Source organism: Levilactobacillus cerevisiae (assembly GCF_003946245.1).
Classification (GTDB): domain Bacteria; phylum Bacillota; class Bacilli; order Lactobacillales; family Lactobacillaceae; genus Levilactobacillus; species Levilactobacillus cerevisiae.
Window position 1 is genome coordinate 81,164 of the sequence record NZ_RHNN01000001.1, and the last position, 15,087, is coordinate 96,250.

Consider the following 15,087-nt stretch of genomic DNA (forward strand, 5'->3'; position numbering starts at 1 on the left):
GAGATCGATATTGATTTCAAAATGATTTTAGAGGACTACCGGGCATGTTTTTCCGGTCACAAAGTTCGTGTTACGACTAATTACAATCGGATAAGTCAATTCGACGTTGTTTTCTCGGAAAATCAATTACCTCATTTGATGGGGTGGGAAAAAGTCAAAATAAGGGGAGTAAGTCTGCATCGACAATAATCGCCGATGTTGATTCAAAAAAATGGACGGTGAAGGATGCAAAGAAGAATCCGCGCTGGCATGAAGCAAAGAAGCGAATGCTGAATTATAATATTATGCATCGTATATTTTTGGATCAAGATTTGATATCCATGGTTCTAACCAGTGATATGAAACCGAATCGCTTGAAATTGGATATTGTGTTCGTTGCGAATAAGGCTCACGAATCGGTAGTCTTACGGTTGAGGAAGGCCAAAGGAAGCGATATATTTGTGCCCACAACCTTACATACAGAAAGGTTAAATAATTCATATAATTTACGAAGGAGAACGACAATTAAGTCAATAGAGTGGGTAGATTAGTGATTAACCGTTTTAAAGGCGACCTGACATTATTAGTGGTAAAATCCTTTGTACTTCCCGTCTACTCTAATGAATAAAACAGGAATCTGGCTAAATATTAATTTAGCCGGATTCCTGTTTTTATGGTTCTTCAAACTCTTTAAGGAGAGTACAGGATTTGAACCTGCGCGCCGGTATTAGCCGGTTCGACGGATTTCGAGTCCGTTGCATTACCACTCTGCCAACTCTCCAAGTCACTACTTAATATATTCTACCAATAATGACTATAAATGCAAGCTTCAATTAAAATTTTCGTTGACTGAGGACCACCGGATCGAACGGATCAATCCAAATTGGCTCGGCATCTACCAGTCCCAGTGGGGAGATGTTCGCGCTATCTAGCTTGGCAGCCAGCAGTTGTTTATCTTCTTGTTTGGCAATCGCAATCTCCCAATCCGCCCATTCAGACTGCCAAGTGCCGCGACTGATAACAATGAGCAGCTGGTGCGCCTGCTTGATTTCTTTACGTAACCGTCGTCGAATTCCGCTAGCATTGTGTGACTGGAAACTAACTGGTGGTTCTTGTTCATGAAAGCTGACAGTCGGAAATTCCCAATATTTTTTCGCCCATTCGTGGAGTTGGATTTGAAACGAATGCGCCAACGGATCAGCCGAATGGTAGCTGATAAATAAATCACTCATAATCCAAACGTCCCTTCTGGTGAACTTGGCTTCATTGTAGACAAATTAAAAGTCAAAATGGTTACAGCAAGGTGTTTATCTTATGAAAACTATATAACAGTTCTAATTTATTTTCACGCAATAACGATTCATCTGTTAAATGACTTCCTTAACAAGGACTTAGCGGCCTAAATAGTGAAAGTCCGGATCATTCCCCACGGTGTAGCAGGCAAAGGCCTTGGCCAATTCGTTGTGAAAGGTCACTAAGATTGCGGGTGTGGCCCAAGTCGACGCTGCCCAGAAAACAGTATCATCCGGTTCCCGATTATCGTTCGGGTAACGATAGTACCCCCATTTCTCATCCCAAATAGTTCCCTGCGTGTTTAGCCAATCTTCGGCCAAGCCGGCCTGAACAACCGCCATAACGTCGCCATTATCGCGTATGAGTGCCGCCAGTTTATGCCAGTCTAGTTGCCAGTCATGTAGCTTAGGAGCCTGCTGGCGCGTTCCTAGGGGCGTGTGGCGCAACTGAATTGGGGCTAAGTCAATAAAATCCATTATAGTCATCTTCCTTTAGGTCTAGTTTACCCGTTCAATTTAAATTCGGCAGGTCGAGCCCAACTGGTGAACCAAATCTTGATTTACTTATTCCGGCTTTGGTTGCTAGCAAAAAATCCCACCAAGAGGTTTGGTAGGACTACGACTACTGGTCTAACACAGGATCCACGCCAAACAGTAGATATAAGATTTCCCATTCAGTGATAAACAGAGTCAATCTCAAAAGTTCTGCCCTTCGACATACTGCTTTTATAGTGAACAGGGATGAAGATGCTGGATGATTCAGTAATCAGTGGGACGCAAGACAACCCTAAGTCGTCAGTCGGTCAACCACGTCAACCAGTCCCGGATACTCGGCAGACAGTGTCTGTTGGCTGAGCAGGGTGAAATCGTGAAAATCAAAGCCAGGGGCGACAACGCAGCTGACTAGGCAGAACGCGTTCGGTTCCGGGACCTCGGCCGCAAAAATGGTCTCTTTGGGGATGGTGACTTGTAAATGCTCACCGGCTGCGACGTCGGCGCCCAACGTGACCTGATAGTAGTTACCATCTGGTGCGATGCAGTGAATCGCGATGGCTGCACCGTCGTGGTAGAACCACAATTCGTCGTGATTTAATTTATGAAAGCGGGAAGGGTGCGTACTGTCCAGCAGAAAATAGATTGCTGTGTAGTGATAGCGCGCGTCCTGACTTCCATTATCAAAGAATTGGTCAGCGCTGCGGGAAGTTTCCCGGTACCAGCCGCCCTCTGGATGCGGTTTAAGTGCCAGCGCATCAATGTATTCTAGTTTGCCAGTCATGTTCTACCTCCAAGTAGACTTACTGTTTTTCCCCCCAAGGTGATTGCGTTGCGGGGGAGATGCCTTTGGCCTGTTTAATGGCTTCATTCAAGGCGTTGCTGACTTCTTTAGGGGTTCGTTTGGTCAAATCCTGCTGCTTGAGCCATTCATAGGCCGCAGCTTCGAAAATATCTTCTGGAAAAGTCATGATTGATTCACCACCTTGTCCTTGATTATAGCAGAAGTGACGCAAGTTTTGGACAAAGAAAGACGGGTCTCGAGTTGCAAGATCCGTCGGTAAAATTTATTCAGTAACTTTTTCTTTCTTGGCAACTTGTTGGTGCGCTTCGACCGCTAATTCAGGGAACCAAATGGCAATTTCGTGATGCGCATTTTCCCGGCTGTCAGAGGTGTGGACAATATTTCTTAAGATGCCATCCGGATATTCGTGGGCAAAATCACCCCGAATGGTGCCTGGTTGGGCGTCATTGGGCCGTGTCTTACCTGCCAAATTATGAACGGCCTTCACCACATCGGTCCCGGTCACAATGATAGCGACCAGGGGACCTTCCGTCATGTAGGTTTCAATCTCGTGGAAATAGGGTTTGTTGACCTGATCACGGTAGTGCCTTTCAAGTTGTTCTGGGGTGGCGCGAACAACCTGCAATGCCGTAATTTGGTAGCGCTTACTTTCTAGTCTAGAAATAATCTCACCGATGTGGCCTTCAGCGACACCATCGGGTTTTACCAGTACCAAAGTCTTTTCTGAGTTTGCCATGATAGAGACCTCCTTGGATTTTGAGCAACAATTTCTTATTGCTCATGACCTAACAAGTAACACCCCAAATTGTAGAGGATTCTGGCGTCGACGTCAACTAATAAAGCAGTCCCCGTGAAAACGAGAACTGCTAGGTGACCTCTTATTCAGGATTACCCATAATCATCCACAAGATGAGGTAGGCAATGAGCCCCGGAAAGGCAGGCGTAATGGCCAACAGGACGAAGAGTACCCGGGCCACATTGACGTTCCAATCAAAATGCTCAGCTAGTCCACCAAGCACGCCAGCGAAAACCCGATTGTGATTTGAACGGTGAATATTTTTCATGGTGAAGTCCTCCCTTGGTTTAATTAAGACTGAAAATCAACCTTGTTAAAGAAGTCGACGTGGATATCATCGTCGGTAATGGTCAGCTTGGTGATACTGCCATTGATGGTGGCAATGCCTTCATCGAGTTCTGGCGCGTACCGGTCGACGATGGAACGAATCGTCATGCCATGCGAGACGACCAGCACTTCATCGCCGTTCTTGGAGTTGGCGCGTAACTTATCGAAGCCGCGGTCCAAACGGGTCCAGAACATATCGTTGCTCTCGGCTTCGCCATAGAGGTCGGCCTGGTGAATCAGGTCGCGGGCCTTTTCTAGGCCGTACGTGCCCAGAACAGCGGACTCGGAGGTCAATTTGACTTGGGCCCCCACAAATTGCCACATTTGGTTCAGGTCATTGCCCTCAAAGTAGCCATGGCACTGTTCCCGGAATTCGGGGTACTGGTAAGAAACGATGTTCATGTTGGCTGGATTCTGTTTCAAAGCAATCCGTGCCGTTTCAATTGCCCGGCCAGAATCACTACTGTAGGCAGCGGTTAGGGGGATGCCCTTGAGTTGTTCACCGGCACGTTTGGCATCCGCCCGGCCTTTTTCGGTGAGCGGTGAATCAATCCAACCTTGCACCTTATTGTAATGGTTCAGCATCGTCTGTCCGTGGCGGACAAAGTAGGCGGTAATTTTTTTCATAGTTAGTAAACTCCTTCGTCAACTTCGTAAGTGGTTACATGCTTAGTATAGCAATGCCAGCACGGGAACGCACTCATTTAGCTAAGTGAAATGGCTTTTCTCAAAAAAATAGGCCTTTTCCGCGCGCAACCGGGGTAAAAAATGCTATGATTTTTGTAACAGGAGGCGATGCGCATTGAGTACTGAAAGTAGTTATCGTTACACGGGGGATCACCCCATCGATCTCAGTCAGTTGGCGACCCGAGTCGACCGGGTTCCCGAACAAGCTGTGATCACCAATGCTCTAGAAGCCAACGTGGCCACCTTAAGTGACCTGCAGAGCAGGCTGTATTCTGAAAAGCAGACCGGTGTAATTATCATTCTCCAGGGGATGGATACGGCGGGGAAGGACGGTCTGATTCGCCACGTGTTGAGTGGCTTGAATCCATCGGGGACCAGTGTGATTAGCTTCAAACAGCCAACCCACCTCCAACTCAACCACGACTTCTTGTGGCGCATCAACCAGGCCTTGCCAGAACGCGGGGAGATTCGGATCTTCAACCGTTCCCAGTACGAGGACGTGTTGATCAGTCGGGTTCACCCGGAGATGCTCTTGAAGCAGAATCTGCCAGGGGTTAAGAGTCTTGACGACGTGGGCGACAAGTTTTTCGATCGGCGTTACCATGATCTCCGTCATTTTGAAACGTACCTACGTCACCAAGGCTTCGTGACCATCAAGTTTTTCTTGCACCTATCGCGAGAAGAACAGACCAATCGGTTTGAACGACGGATTGAAATTCCTAGCAAAAACTGGAAATTTTCACCCAGCGACATGCAAGAACGGGCCTTCTGGGAAGATTATGAAGTTGCCTATACCAAGATGTTGGAAAATACGGCAACGAGCAAGGAACCTTGGTACCTGATTCCAGCGGATGATAAGGGCGTTGCCCGACTAATTGTATCGAACATCCTGGTCAAACGGATGCAAAATATTCATCCGACTTACCCCAAAGTCTCCGCGGAAACGAAAGAAAAATTAAAGTCCACTTTACACCAGCTAAAAGAGGGCGAATTGTAGCTAACAATAAGCTACACCTGTGGGATTATTAAGGATATATTAATTGGGTATTTGTATTTAGCAATTACTGAAAAATTTGCTTCTCAAGTATGAAAAATGCTAAAGTAACGGTACTTAATTTCAGCTTTTTAGGAGGACTCAGATGATGACCGTTGCGGTAGGTATCGATAAGATTGGTTTTTACACCCCGGAGCTCTACGTGGACATGGTTGACCTTGCGCATGCCAGAGGCGAAGACCCCAACAAGTATGTGATTGGCATTGGCCAGTCTAAGCAGGCCGTGATTCCGCCAACGCAGGATGTCGTCACCATGGCGGCCAACGCGGCGGCACAAATTTTAACGCCGGAAAGCAAGGCTGACATCAAGATGGTCTTGTTTGGAACGGAGTCGGGAATCGATAATTCCAAGGCAGCGGCCGTGTACTTGGCTCATCTGCTAGAGTTGCCCAGCGACACCCGAGCGGTGGAATTGAAGCAAGCCTGTTACGGGGCGACGGCGGGTCTACAGTTGGCTGCTGATTTCGTCCGTGCACGGCCCAATGCGAAAGTGTTGGTCATTGGGGCTGACATTGCGCGTTATGGGTTGCGAACCGCCGGAGAGGTCACGCAGGGTGGCGGTGCCGTGGCGATGCTAGTGACGGCCGACCCTCAGATTTTAGCTCTGGACGATGTTAGCAGCTACCATACCGCTGATGTCATGGATTTCTGGCGGCCAACCTACCGGACAGAGGCCCTGGTTGATGGGAAGTATTCGACCAACGTGTACCTCGACTTCTTTAACCGTGTTTGGACCGATTACCAGGCGCAGACCAACCGCACAATTGCCGATTTCTCTGGCTTTGTCTTCCACTTGCCGTTCACTAAGATGGGGCGGAAGGGATTGCGCCAGATTTTACCGTCTGCCACACCGGAACAACAGGCGTCCTTGACAGCTGCCTTTGAAGCCAGTCAGGCGGATAACCGCGAAGTTGGTAACCTGTATACGGGTTCGCTCTACCTCAGCTTGTTGTCCTTGCTACGGCATGGAAACCTGCGGGGGGGCGAACGTTTGGGCCTCTTCAGTTACGGGTCAGGGGCGGAAGGCGAGTTCTTCAGTGGCGTCGTTCAACCTGGCTTTGACCGTGGATTTGATGACGCGTTCCTGACGCAACAACTAGCGGGGCGGCACGCCGTTAGTGTGACCGATTATGAACAGATTTATCAGGAACAACTACCAAACGACGGCCGCGATGCTCACTTGGCAACGGGCAACGTCACGGCACCGTATTATTTGGCTGGCCGGCAACACGAGCAGCGCCAATATCGCCAACATTAAAAAATGGCATCTCAATGGGTGATTAGACCGATTGAGATGCCATTCTTGCTAGCCAAATTATTCAAATTGATTTTTGGTGAGGTAACCATCCTTGTAGACCAGTACGGGTGATTGCGTTCCCACCCGCAGGACTAACGTGTAACCTTTGCCCAGTGCCTTCTTTAAGGATTGACTGGTCTTGGTAAAGTTGTTGGCAAACCTGGGCCACTTGGCCGTTTTTGCCTGACTGGGATCAGCCTTGAGAGCCTTGATTGTTTTCTTCAGACTCGCGTTGGTAATAGTTAACGTGTAGGTCTTAGTGTCGTGATCGAAGCTCACGGTTCCCAATTTTTTGAGCGACTTGGTTAACTGCTTTTCCACTTGTTTTTCGTTGTCCGCCCGCGTGTTGGCAGTGGTCGAGCTGGTTGAAAAGGCCTGGCCCGATTGCGAACTGATGGACGCCTTTTTGGCTGACTCGCTGGTTGCCTGACTATTAGATTGTGACCAGTAGGGCAGTTGCGTAAGTGCGCCGACTGTGACGAGCGTCGTGATGACTAAGACGATGATCGGCCCACGTTTGGGCTCTTGCCGCCGATGTGCATTGACGATAGAAAATGAGGTGATGATAATGAAGATGACCCCCAAAATAGCGATACCTAAGAACATGATGATCCCTCCGCATGTTAAGTTGACGTAAGTATAGCATGAATTAATTAGAGAATAAAATAACACACATTAAAATGTTGTAACGAACGGCGATTGACGCTGGTATTTACACCCTAGAAAAGATTGTGAGAAATTAAGTGAACGTGTTGAAAAAGAAGCTGAACTAGTGTAAATAAGTTAAAAAATGGTTTATAACCGAATATTAATTTAAAAATAGTCGCCAAAAGTTAACATTTCCGGTATAATTGAATTAATCAAGAGAGAAATGAGGAGATTAAAGTGACAAACGTTTATTTAGCAGGCCCCTTCTTCGATGACGAACAAATTTCCCGGATTGAACGCGCTGAGAAGGCATTAGCAGCCAATCCCCGGGTAGCCAACGTCTTTAGTCCCCGATTGAGTGAGATTCCTGGCTTAGTTATGGGAACGGCTGAGTGGGCGACACAAACGTTTCAAATGGACGTCCACCAAATTGATCAGGCGGATGTCGTGGTAGCACTGGTCGATTTTGTTGACGACCAAGTGGACTCTGGCACGGCCTTTGAAATTGGTTACGCCTTTCACAGCAAGAAGCCAGTGGTGGTTTTGCATGAAAAAGAAACGATTTTAAATTTGATGCTTGCGGAAGGGTTACACGCATACTTACGCGAAGCCGAAGCGCTGGCAGCTTATGATTTTTCAACGTTGCCGGAAAGCCATTACCAAGGTAAAGTTATCTAACACTTGTCTGGAAACTAAAAAATCACCCGGCACACGAACTGTTGTGTGACGGGTGATTTTACGTTTATCAGTCTTAGTGAACGTCGTCCCGGAAGAGGCCAACGACTCTGCCTAAAATGCTGACGTGGTTTAAGATGATGGGCGCCATGGTGTCATTTTCGGGTTGCAACCGGAAATGATCGGCCTCCTTAAAGAACCGTTTGCAAGTGGCTTCGTTTTCCTCTGTCATGGCAATCACGATATCGCCGTTGTCAGCGGACTGTTGCCGCCGCACAATGACTTGATCCCCATTGAGAATGCCAATGTTAATCATACTTTCGCCGCGAATCGTCAACATGAAGAGTTCGTCATCGTCGTTTTCAAATTCAGGGGGAACGGGGAAGTAGTCTGTTGCTTCTTGTACAGCCAGAATTGGTTCACCGGCAGTTACAGTTCCCAGAACGGGAATCCGGGTTTGTTCTTCGTGCACGCCTAATTCTTCCAAGCCAATGGGCGTTACTTCCAGTGCCCGGGGCTTCGTGGGGTCTTTGACCAACATGCCCTTCTTGACCAGGCGGGCGATGTGACCGTGAACCGTGGACGTTGAAGACAGGGCAACCGCTTCTCCGATCTCACGGACAGTTGGGGGATACCCTTTTGCGTTGACCCGTTCCCAAATGAAGCGGAGAACGGCGATTTGTTTGCTTTCAGAAGCTTTACTCATTTTTTCTGCCACCTCGTTCGTCATTCGTAGTATAGTTTAGTGTAAGTGTAGCATAGCAACCGAACAATTTCAAACAGATGTTCGGGTAAATGAGTTGAATTTTGAAATTAACCCTGATATGATGGAGCCTGTCTTGAAAATCAGGGTTACAACCCATTAATTTAACTAACTAAAGGAGGGCTGTTCATGGCAGAACCATCAATGGACACCTTGCTGGCTCGCATCAACGAGTTGGCACATAAAAATAAGGCTGAGGGCCTAACCGAAGCTGAGAAGACGGAACGGGCGGACCTGCGGCAGAAGTACTTGAAACTGTTCAAGGCCAGCTTCCGGAGCCAAGTCGAAATGCTACAGGTTTACGACAAGGACGGTAAAGAAGTCACACCCGAAAAGGTCCGTCAGATTCAACGTGACAAGGGCTTGCGTGACAATTAAGGGAAGAAGCGAGTCCTTTTTGGGATTCGCTCTTTTAATTTCCCTTAAGTTTGTGTAGAATTGTTAAATGAATGACTTCAACAAAGGAGGGGAATTAACTTGGCAACTTGGATCTGGATCTTAATCGTTATCGTCGTTGGTCTGGCCTGCGCAGCGGGTGGCTTTTTCGGCGCACGAAAGTACATGGAAAACTATCTGAAAGACAATCCACCAATTAACGAAGACCAATTACGGGCAATGATGTTACAAATGGGGCAAAAGCCTTCACAGCGGAAACTTCATCAAATGATGAACGCCATGCAACAAAATGCCGGCAAAAAATAATTTGGCTTTTATTGAGACTCGCTTCCAGTTTTTTCCTGGGAGCGAGTCTTTTTTTTTGTATTTTGTCAAATTTCCAGTAAAATGATAAAGTCTGTGCTATATTTTAATCATATTCTAATTTTTAAGGAGGGATGTTCGTGAGTATCTTTCGCAAATTATCCTGGTACTTTCGTCTGGAATGGCGACGGTATCTGACGGGGGTCATTGGACTCCTGTTGACGGCCATTATTGCCATTATTCCCCCACGGATCATCGGGAACATGGTGGATGGCATTCACGGACAGACCATGACGGGCCACTTGTTGGTCGTTGACTTACTGTTCGTGACGTTCGCTGCTTTGGCGCAGTACGGAACCCGTTATGTTTGGCGAAATGCCATTTGGGGTGGTGCTGCACGGTTGGAACAACTGTTGCGGAACCAACTGTTTGGTCACTTCATGAAGATGGACCGGGTTTTCTATCAGAAATACCGGACCGGGGATTTGATGGCCCACGCGACCAATGACCTGGAAGCCATTCAACGGGTGGCCGGTGGTGGGATCTTGCAATTTGCCGATGCCATTATTACCGGTGGGACGACCTTGATTGCCATGATGTTGTTGATTGACTGGCGGTTGACGTTGTTGGCCATCATTCCGTTTCCTTTGTTGGCGGTCGTGTCTTGGTACTTGGGCCAGAAAATTCACCGGGCATTTGGTGAGTCCCAGGCGGCCTTTTCCCGGCTGAACAACAAGGCTCAGGAAAGTATCAGTGGTATCAAAGTCATCAAGGCGCTGGGTCAAGACGATGCTGACGTGGCGGACTTTGATTCGCAGGTCGATCAAACCATTGAGATTAATCGGCGGGTGAACCGGCTGGATTCCATGTTTGACCCGGCAATTACGTTGATCATTTCCATTTCCTACGTGGCGACGATTGTGTTAGGCGGACTCTTCGTGACGCACAACGTCATCACGATTGGGAATCTGGTTTCGTTTATCAGTTACCTGGCCATGATGGTGTGGCCGATGTTCGCTGTCGGGATGCTGTTCAACACCATGGAACGGGGCAATGCCAGTTACGACCGGGTCATGGAACTGTTGGATCAAAAGACCCACATCATCGATCGCAAGGATGGCCTGCAAGAACGGCCACAAGGAACAATCAGCTATCACGTTGACCAATTCGATTATCCGGATAACGCGGGTGCCAGTCTGAAGCAGATTGCCTTTGAGCTGCCAGCAGGGCATACGTTGGGTATCGTGGGTCGTGTGGGTGCCGGGAAGTCGACGATTATGAAATTAATTTTGCGGGAGTTTGACAACTATACCGGTGAAATTGATTTCGGCGGTCACCCAATCAAGGACTACGCGCTGGACAGTTATTTGCCAGCAATTGGTTACGTGCCGCAAGAAAGTTTCTTGTTCTCAGCCAATATTTTTGAAAATATTCGGTTTGCGCAGCCCGATGCAACACAAGAACAAGTTGAGGCCGCGGCTTTAAAGAGCGACTTGGCCGGTCAGATTGCTAAGTTGCCGGCGGGGTATGATACCCAGGTGGGCGAGGAAGGGATTTCCTTGTCCGGTGGGCAACGGCAACGGTTAGCGATTGCGCGGGCGTTGCTGATCAACCCCGAACTGTTGATCTTGGATGACGCGTTATCAGCTGTTGATGCCGAGACGGAAGCCGAAATCTTGGCCAAACTGAAGGCTGAACGGGCCAACAAGACCACGATTATCTCCGCCCACCGTCTGAGTTCCGTGATGAATGCTGACGAGATTCTGGTGTTAGCGGATGGGGCGGTTGCCGAACGGGGCACGCATGACCAACTCATGGCTGCTCACGGGTGGTATCAACGGATGTTTGACCAGCAACAGTTAGAAACACAAGTGAAGGGAGGCGTCAGTGATGGCAGATAATACACACGAATCAGCCTGGGCCCACAGTATGTCGTCCAAGGAACAACTGACGGTAATCAAGCGACTCTTTCACTTCGCTGCGCCATACAAATGGTTCTTCATTGGCTCCGTGATCTTATCGGCGTTAATCAGTGCCGTGAACGTCTTCCTGCCTTGGTTGTTACAAACTTATATGGATAAATATTTACGAACCAGTAATGCAACGATTGCCATCATGTGGATGTTTGCCGGGCTGTACCTCTTTGGCATGATCGTCAAAGCCATCTTTCAATTTTGGCAAAACTACACCAGTACCATGGGTGCCGAGTACATGCTAGAAAATGTGCGTCGCAAACTTTTCCATGATTTACATGGCAAGGGGATGCGCTATTTCGACCAGACACCGGGTGGCTCCATCCTTTCTCGGCTGATGAACGACACCATGACGTTTTCCAATTTCTGGGCACTGTTTAATACGTTAGTGCTTGCCTTGTTTGCGGTCATCTCATCGTTCATTGCCATGTACGTGACCGACGTCAAGGTGGCGTTGTGGACGCTGCTACTGGTCCCGTTTCTGGGATTGACGATTTGGTATTACCAACGGTTCAGTTCAAGGGTCTACCGTCGGATGCGGGAGCGCCTGAGTGAACTAAACACGAAATTAGCTGAAGCCATTACCGGGATCAGCGTGATTCAAGAGTTCCGGCAAGAGAAGCGGACGGCGGATAACTTTGAGAAGACGAACAAGGCTTACTACGGCACCCGGCGCGATATGATTCGGACCAACTCCTTACTGTTGAGCCCCATCATCAATCTTTTTTACGCGTTAGGAACCGTGATTGTTTTGGGCATCTTCGGGATGCGCGGGCTACATGAAGTGGTTGCCGCCGGGGTTATTTACGCGTTCATTACCTACTTGAATAACTTCTACAGTCCCATGAGTAACATGATGGATAACCTGAGTGACTTTCAAAATGGGATGGTTGCGGGGTCACGGGTCCTCCGAATCCTGGATGATCAAACGTTAGCGCCGGAACAACAACCGGTAGCGGATGCCAAGATTACCGAAGGAAAAGTGGAATTTCGCCACGTGACCTTCGCCTATGACGAAGAGCATCCGGTCTTACGGGACGTCTCGTTTGTGGTAGAACCCGGGCAAACCGTGGCCTTGGTGGGCCAAACGGGTTCTGGGAAGACCTCGACCATTAACGTCTTGATGCGGTTCTACGAGTATCAGTCCGGGCAGGTCTTGATCGACGGTCGAGATATCCGGGAATATCCGGCGGCCGAGTTACGCGCCAAGATGGGGCTGGTTCTACAGGAACCCCAGCTGTTCTACGGCGATATTCAAACGAACATCCGGATGTTTAATCCAGATATTTCCGATGAACAGGTCGAACGGGCAGCCCACTTTGTCCAGGCGGATGCCTTTATTGACAAGCTGCCAGAGGGCTACGCAACGCCCGTGTTGGAACGGGGAACGGAGTATTCAGCGGGCCAACGCCAGTTGATTACCTTTGCCCGGACCGTGGTCACAGATCCCAAGATTTTAATCCTGGATGAAGCAACGGCCAACGTGGATACCGAAACGGAAACCATGATTCAAAATGGGTTGGATAAGATTCAAGAGAATCGAACCACCATTGCGATTGCCCACCGGTTATCGACGATTCAAAACGCTGACCTGATTTTGGTTCTGAACCAGGGAAAAGTCGTGGAACGCGGCACCAACGACGAGCTGATGGCACAAGAAGGGTATTACTACGACATGATTCAACTGCAAAATTCAGCTCACGTTGAATAATGCTGACGAGATAAAAAAATCTTGCGACACCTCATGGCCATTGGCCTTGAAGCGTCACAAGATTTTTTATTTGGCTTTCTTTTCGGCAGAAACGTCAACGTAGTGAAAGTTAGGATCGATTTCTTTGTCCAACTTATCAAAAGCAGCTTGCATTTGTTTCTCGATCACAGCTTGGCCATCTTCGTCCAGTTTCATTTTCCGGTCAATCACGATTGGTGCGCCAAACGCCACGGTCACGCGCTTACGGGAAAATAATTGTTTGAAGGTTAACGGACCTTGGTAAATCGCCGGAACCAAGGGGACACCGGCCATTTTAGCAATCACCGCCGCACCGCCCTTGAGTTCGGACGAATGGCGGGAGCCTGACGGGAACATGATTAGAGATAAATCACCTTGACGCAGCATGCGAACGGGTGTTTTAATGGCGGAAGGCCCTGGATGATCACGATTTACAGGAAAACCGTTGACATGTTTCAACAACCATCGGAAAATAGAGTTTTGGAACAATTCTTCTTTGGCCATAAACGCAAATTTGCGCGGATAGGCGGCCATGGCGAAGTAAACGGGATCGAACCAAGTCCGGTGTGGCCCCACCAAAACGTAAGGTCCATCAGGCAAATCAGCCTGGTGAACGTAACGGGCGCGGCCGTTAATGATGTACAACACCGTACACAGGACGCCACGCAAGAACTTATAAAACATGTGAGACACTCCTCTCAGGATGAAACTAATTGTTTCTAGTATGCAAAAAAACACGGGGGGTTGCAAGTTATCTTGTGAAATTCGCGTGAAAATGATGGGGTGCGCTTCAATTTTTGACCTTTGTTCAGGTAGATAAAAACTTAAAGGAGGCGTTCACGGTGACCCTTAACCCCGATGAACGAATCGATCAACTCTATAGTCAAGATATTCAAATTATTCAGAGCCCCGAGGTCTTTGCCTTCTCGTTGGACGCGGTCTTGCTGGCAGACTTTGCCAATCTACCGGTGCGGGCGACCAGCCAAACGGTCGATCTGTGTGCGGGCAATGGTGCCGTGGGTTTATTTATGAGTGGCAAGACGCGCGGAAAATTAGCTGAAGTTGAGATCCAGCCGCGGTTAGCTGATATGGCCCGTCGCAGTATCGTCTTAAATCATCTGGAAGAGCGGATGACCGTTTATGAAGGGGACTTAGTGAGCGTCAATCAGTGGATTTCTAAGGACTCGGCGGACGTGGTGACCTGCAACCCACCGTACTTTGAAGACTTGCCCGCTAGTCAGAAGAATCCCAACCAATACCTGGCAATTGCCCGGCACGAAATTCTGACCAACCTGGCGACCATTGTGGAAACCACTAGCGGTCTGCTCAAGATGAACGGGAAAGCCTATTTCGTTCACCGGCCGGACCGCCTGCTGCAGCTGTTGGGGTTAATGCGTTCCAACCGGTTAGCGCCCAAACGCGTCCGCCTAGTTTATCCCAAGCCGGGCAAGGAAGCAAACATGGTTTTGGTCGAGGCCATTAAAGACGGCAAGCCCGGGGGCCTGCGTTTCCCCGCGCCGCTGACCGTCTACGATGCGCAGGGCAAGTATACGCCGGAAGTGGAGGCGTTACTCTATGGCCAGCACTAAACTGTACTATTTTTACGTGCTCTTGTGTGCGGATAATTCCCTCTATGGCGGCTTTACGACCGACGTTGCCCAGCGATTTGCCACGCATTTGGCGGGCAAGGGGGCCAAGTACACCAAGGTACACCGACCGCTGAAGGTGCTCTATAGTGAAGAATTTAACAGCAAACACGATGCCCTGCACGCCGAATGGGCCTTTAAGCACCAGAGCCGTCAAAAGAAACTCGACTACCTAGCTGCTCACGGTGTAAGCGTTTCATAAGTCAAATACTGGTTGACTGTGTT

The 15,087-nt window shown here is 48.7% G+C and carries 19 protein-coding genes and 1 tRNA gene; 9 read left to right on the top strand and 11 right to left on the bottom strand.

The annotated features are described in order from the left end of the window. Positions 1-672 precede the first annotated feature (672 nt). From EKM99_RS00375 to EKM99_RS00405, 8 genes are all read right to left on the bottom strand, one after another. Positions 673-760 (bottom strand) — tRNA-Ser (locus EKM99_RS00375). A 52-nt stretch (positions 761-812) separates the two neighbouring features. Beyond that, positions 813-1,211: a TIR domain-containing protein gene (locus tag EKM99_RS00380; RefSeq protein WP_125579778.1), complete on the bottom strand. Its 399-nt coding sequence runs from the start codon at positions 1,209-1,211 to the stop codon at positions 813-815. A 159-nt stretch (positions 1,212-1,370) separates the two neighbouring features. Next, the gene (locus EKM99_RS00385; RefSeq protein ID WP_125579780.1) at positions 1,371-1,748 is read right to left on the bottom strand and encodes a hypothetical protein; all 378 of its coding nucleotides are present in this window, start codon (positions 1,746-1,748) and stop codon (positions 1,371-1,373) included. 310 nt (positions 1,749-2,058) lie between these two features. Continuing rightward, positions 2,059-2,547, bottom strand: coding sequence for a cupin domain-containing protein (locus tag EKM99_RS00390; protein ID WP_125579782.1), 489 nt, complete (start codon positions 2,545-2,547; stop codon positions 2,059-2,061). 19 nt (positions 2,548-2,566) lie between these two features. After that, the gene (locus EKM99_RS15685; RefSeq protein WP_164511464.1) at positions 2,567-2,734 is read right to left on the bottom strand and encodes a hypothetical protein; all 168 of its coding nucleotides are present in this window, start codon (positions 2,732-2,734) and stop codon (positions 2,567-2,569) included. A 96-nt stretch (positions 2,735-2,830) separates the two neighbouring features. Continuing rightward, positions 2,831-3,304 carry a nucleoside-diphosphate kinase gene (gene ndk / locus EKM99_RS00395; RefSeq protein WP_125579783.1) on the bottom strand — a complete coding sequence of 158 codons (474 nt, stop codon included), beginning with the start codon at positions 3,302-3,304 and terminating at the stop codon, positions 2,831-2,833. Positions 3,305-3,446: 142 nt separating this feature from the next. Continuing rightward, the gene (locus EKM99_RS00400) at positions 3,447-3,632 is read right to left on the bottom strand and encodes a PspC domain-containing protein (RefSeq protein ID WP_125579785.1); all 186 of its coding nucleotides are present in this window, start codon (positions 3,630-3,632) and stop codon (positions 3,447-3,449) included. Positions 3,633-3,655: 23 nt separating this feature from the next. Further along, positions 3,656-4,318, bottom strand: a complete 663-nt coding sequence (locus EKM99_RS00405; RefSeq protein ID WP_125579787.1) for a histidine phosphatase family protein — start codon at positions 4,316-4,318, stop codon at positions 3,656-3,658. A 175-nt stretch (positions 4,319-4,493) separates the two neighbouring features. Between EKM99_RS00405 and EKM99_RS00410 the strand changes: the two genes are divergently transcribed. Next, complete coding sequence (locus tag EKM99_RS00410) at positions 4,494-5,375, top strand: PPK2 family polyphosphate kinase (protein ID WP_125579789.1); 882 nt, start codon at positions 4,494-4,496, stop codon at positions 5,373-5,375. A 145-nt stretch (positions 5,376-5,520) separates the two neighbouring features. Further along, positions 5,521-6,690, top strand: coding sequence for a hydroxymethylglutaryl-CoA synthase (locus EKM99_RS00415; protein ID WP_125579952.1), 1,170 nt, complete (start codon positions 5,521-5,523; stop codon positions 6,688-6,690). Positions 6,691-6,747: 57 nt separating this feature from the next. Here EKM99_RS00415 and EKM99_RS00420 read toward each other — a convergent pair whose 3' ends face one another. After that, positions 6,748-7,335 (bottom strand): toprim domain-containing protein, encoded by a 588-nt coding sequence (locus EKM99_RS00420; protein WP_125579791.1) that lies wholly within the window; start codon positions 7,333-7,335, stop codon positions 6,748-6,750. Between the two features lie 279 nt (positions 7,336-7,614). Between EKM99_RS00420 and EKM99_RS00425 the strand changes: the two genes are divergently transcribed. Continuing rightward, positions 7,615-8,055, top strand: a complete 441-nt coding sequence (locus EKM99_RS00425; protein ID WP_125579793.1) for a nucleoside 2-deoxyribosyltransferase — start codon at positions 7,615-7,617, stop codon at positions 8,053-8,055. 73 nt (positions 8,056-8,128) lie between these two features. Here the strand turns inward: EKM99_RS00425 and lexA are convergent, their stop codons facing one another. Beyond that, entirely contained in the window at positions 8,129-8,758 is a 630-nt protein-coding gene (gene lexA / locus EKM99_RS00430) for a transcriptional repressor LexA (protein WP_125579795.1), read from the bottom strand. A gap of 186 nt (positions 8,759-8,944) precedes the next feature. Between lexA and EKM99_RS00435 the strand changes: the two genes are divergently transcribed. From EKM99_RS00435 to EKM99_RS00450, 4 genes are all read left to right on the top strand, one after another. Beyond that, positions 8,945-9,193, top strand: coding sequence for a DUF896 domain-containing protein (locus tag EKM99_RS00435; RefSeq protein WP_164511465.1), 249 nt, complete (start codon positions 8,945-8,947; stop codon positions 9,191-9,193). Between the two features lie 99 nt (positions 9,194-9,292). Then, positions 9,293-9,517, top strand: a complete 225-nt coding sequence (locus EKM99_RS00440) for a YneF family protein (RefSeq protein ID WP_125579797.1) — start codon at positions 9,293-9,295, stop codon at positions 9,515-9,517. A 137-nt stretch (positions 9,518-9,654) separates the two neighbouring features. Next, positions 9,655-11,415, top strand: coding sequence for an ABC transporter ATP-binding protein (locus tag EKM99_RS00445; protein ID WP_125579799.1), 1,761 nt, complete (start codon positions 9,655-9,657; stop codon positions 11,413-11,415). Further along, positions 11,405-13,198, top strand: coding sequence for an ABC transporter ATP-binding protein (locus tag EKM99_RS00450; protein ID WP_125579801.1), 1,794 nt, complete (start codon positions 11,405-11,407; stop codon positions 13,196-13,198). Before EKM99_RS00445 ends, EKM99_RS00450 begins: the two co-directional genes overlap by 11 nt. A gap of 66 nt (positions 13,199-13,264) precedes the next feature. On the opposite strand, the gene EKM99_RS00455 is transcribed toward EKM99_RS00450, so the two are convergent. Then, positions 13,265-13,900 carry a lysophospholipid acyltransferase family protein gene (locus tag EKM99_RS00455; RefSeq protein WP_125579803.1) on the bottom strand — a complete coding sequence of 212 codons (636 nt, stop codon included), beginning with the start codon at positions 13,898-13,900 and terminating at the stop codon, positions 13,265-13,267. Positions 13,901-14,058: 158 nt separating this feature from the next. Between EKM99_RS00455 and EKM99_RS00460 the strand changes: the two genes are divergently transcribed. Both EKM99_RS00460 and EKM99_RS00465 read left to right on the top strand, forming a co-directional pair. Next, a complete protein-coding gene (locus EKM99_RS00460) occupies positions 14,059-14,805 on the top strand; it encodes a tRNA1(Val) (adenine(37)-N6)-methyltransferase (RefSeq protein WP_125579805.1) in 747 nt (248 codons plus the stop codon). Beyond that, a complete protein-coding gene (locus tag EKM99_RS00465; protein WP_125579807.1) occupies positions 14,792-15,064 on the top strand; it encodes a GIY-YIG nuclease family protein in 273 nt (90 codons plus the stop codon). The genes EKM99_RS00460 and EKM99_RS00465 overlap by 14 nt, the downstream gene beginning before the upstream one ends. Positions 15,065-15,087 lie beyond the last annotated feature (23 nt).

Excerpts from the sequence above, each read along its gene's own strand:
- EKM99_RS00415 (WP_125579952.1), top strand. The coding sequence starts at position 5,521 with ATGACCGTTGCGGTAGGTATCGATAAGATTGGTTTTTACACCCCGGAG.
- ndk (WP_125579783.1), bottom strand. The coding sequence starts at position 3,304 with ATGGCAAACTCAGAAAAGACTTTGGTACTGGTAAAACCCGATGGTGTC.
- EKM99_RS00465 (WP_125579807.1), top strand. The coding sequence starts at position 14,792 with ATGGCCAGCACTAAACTGTACTATTTTTACGTGCTCTTGTGTGCGGAT.
- EKM99_RS00385 (WP_125579780.1), bottom strand. The coding sequence starts at position 1,748 with ATGGATTTTATTGACTTAGCCCCAATTCAGTTGCGCCACACGCCCCTA.
- EKM99_RS00455 (WP_125579803.1), bottom strand. The coding sequence starts at position 13,900 with ATGTTTTATAAGTTCTTGCGTGGCGTCCTGTGTACGGTGTTGTACATC.
- EKM99_RS00435 (WP_164511465.1), top strand. The coding sequence starts at position 8,945 with ATGGCAGAACCATCAATGGACACCTTGCTGGCTCGCATCAACGAGTTG.
- EKM99_RS00420 (WP_125579791.1), bottom strand. The coding sequence starts at position 7,335 with ATGTTCTTAGGTATCGCTATTTTGGGGGTCATCTTCATTATCATCACC.
- EKM99_RS00450 (WP_125579801.1), top strand. The coding sequence starts at position 11,405 with ATGGCAGATAATACACACGAATCAGCCTGGGCCCACAGTATGTCGTCC.
- EKM99_RS00390 (WP_125579782.1), bottom strand. The coding sequence starts at position 2,547 with ATGACTGGCAAACTAGAATACATTGATGCGCTGGCACTTAAACCGCAT.
- EKM99_RS15685 (WP_164511464.1), bottom strand. The coding sequence starts at position 2,734 with ATGACTTTTCCAGAAGATATTTTCGAAGCTGCGGCCTATGAATGGCTC.
- EKM99_RS00405 (WP_125579787.1), bottom strand. The coding sequence starts at position 4,318 with ATGAAAAAAATTACCGCCTACTTTGTCCGCCACGGACAGACGATGCTG.
- EKM99_RS00380 (WP_125579778.1), bottom strand. The coding sequence starts at position 1,211 with ATGAGTGATTTATTTATCAGCTACCATTCGGCTGATCCGTTGGCGCAT.
- lexA (WP_125579795.1), bottom strand. The coding sequence starts at position 8,758 with ATGAGTAAAGCTTCTGAAAGCAAACAAATCGCCGTTCTCCGCTTCATT.
- EKM99_RS00400 (WP_125579785.1), bottom strand. The coding sequence starts at position 3,632 with ATGAAAAATATTCACCGTTCAAATCACAATCGGGTTTTCGCTGGCGTG.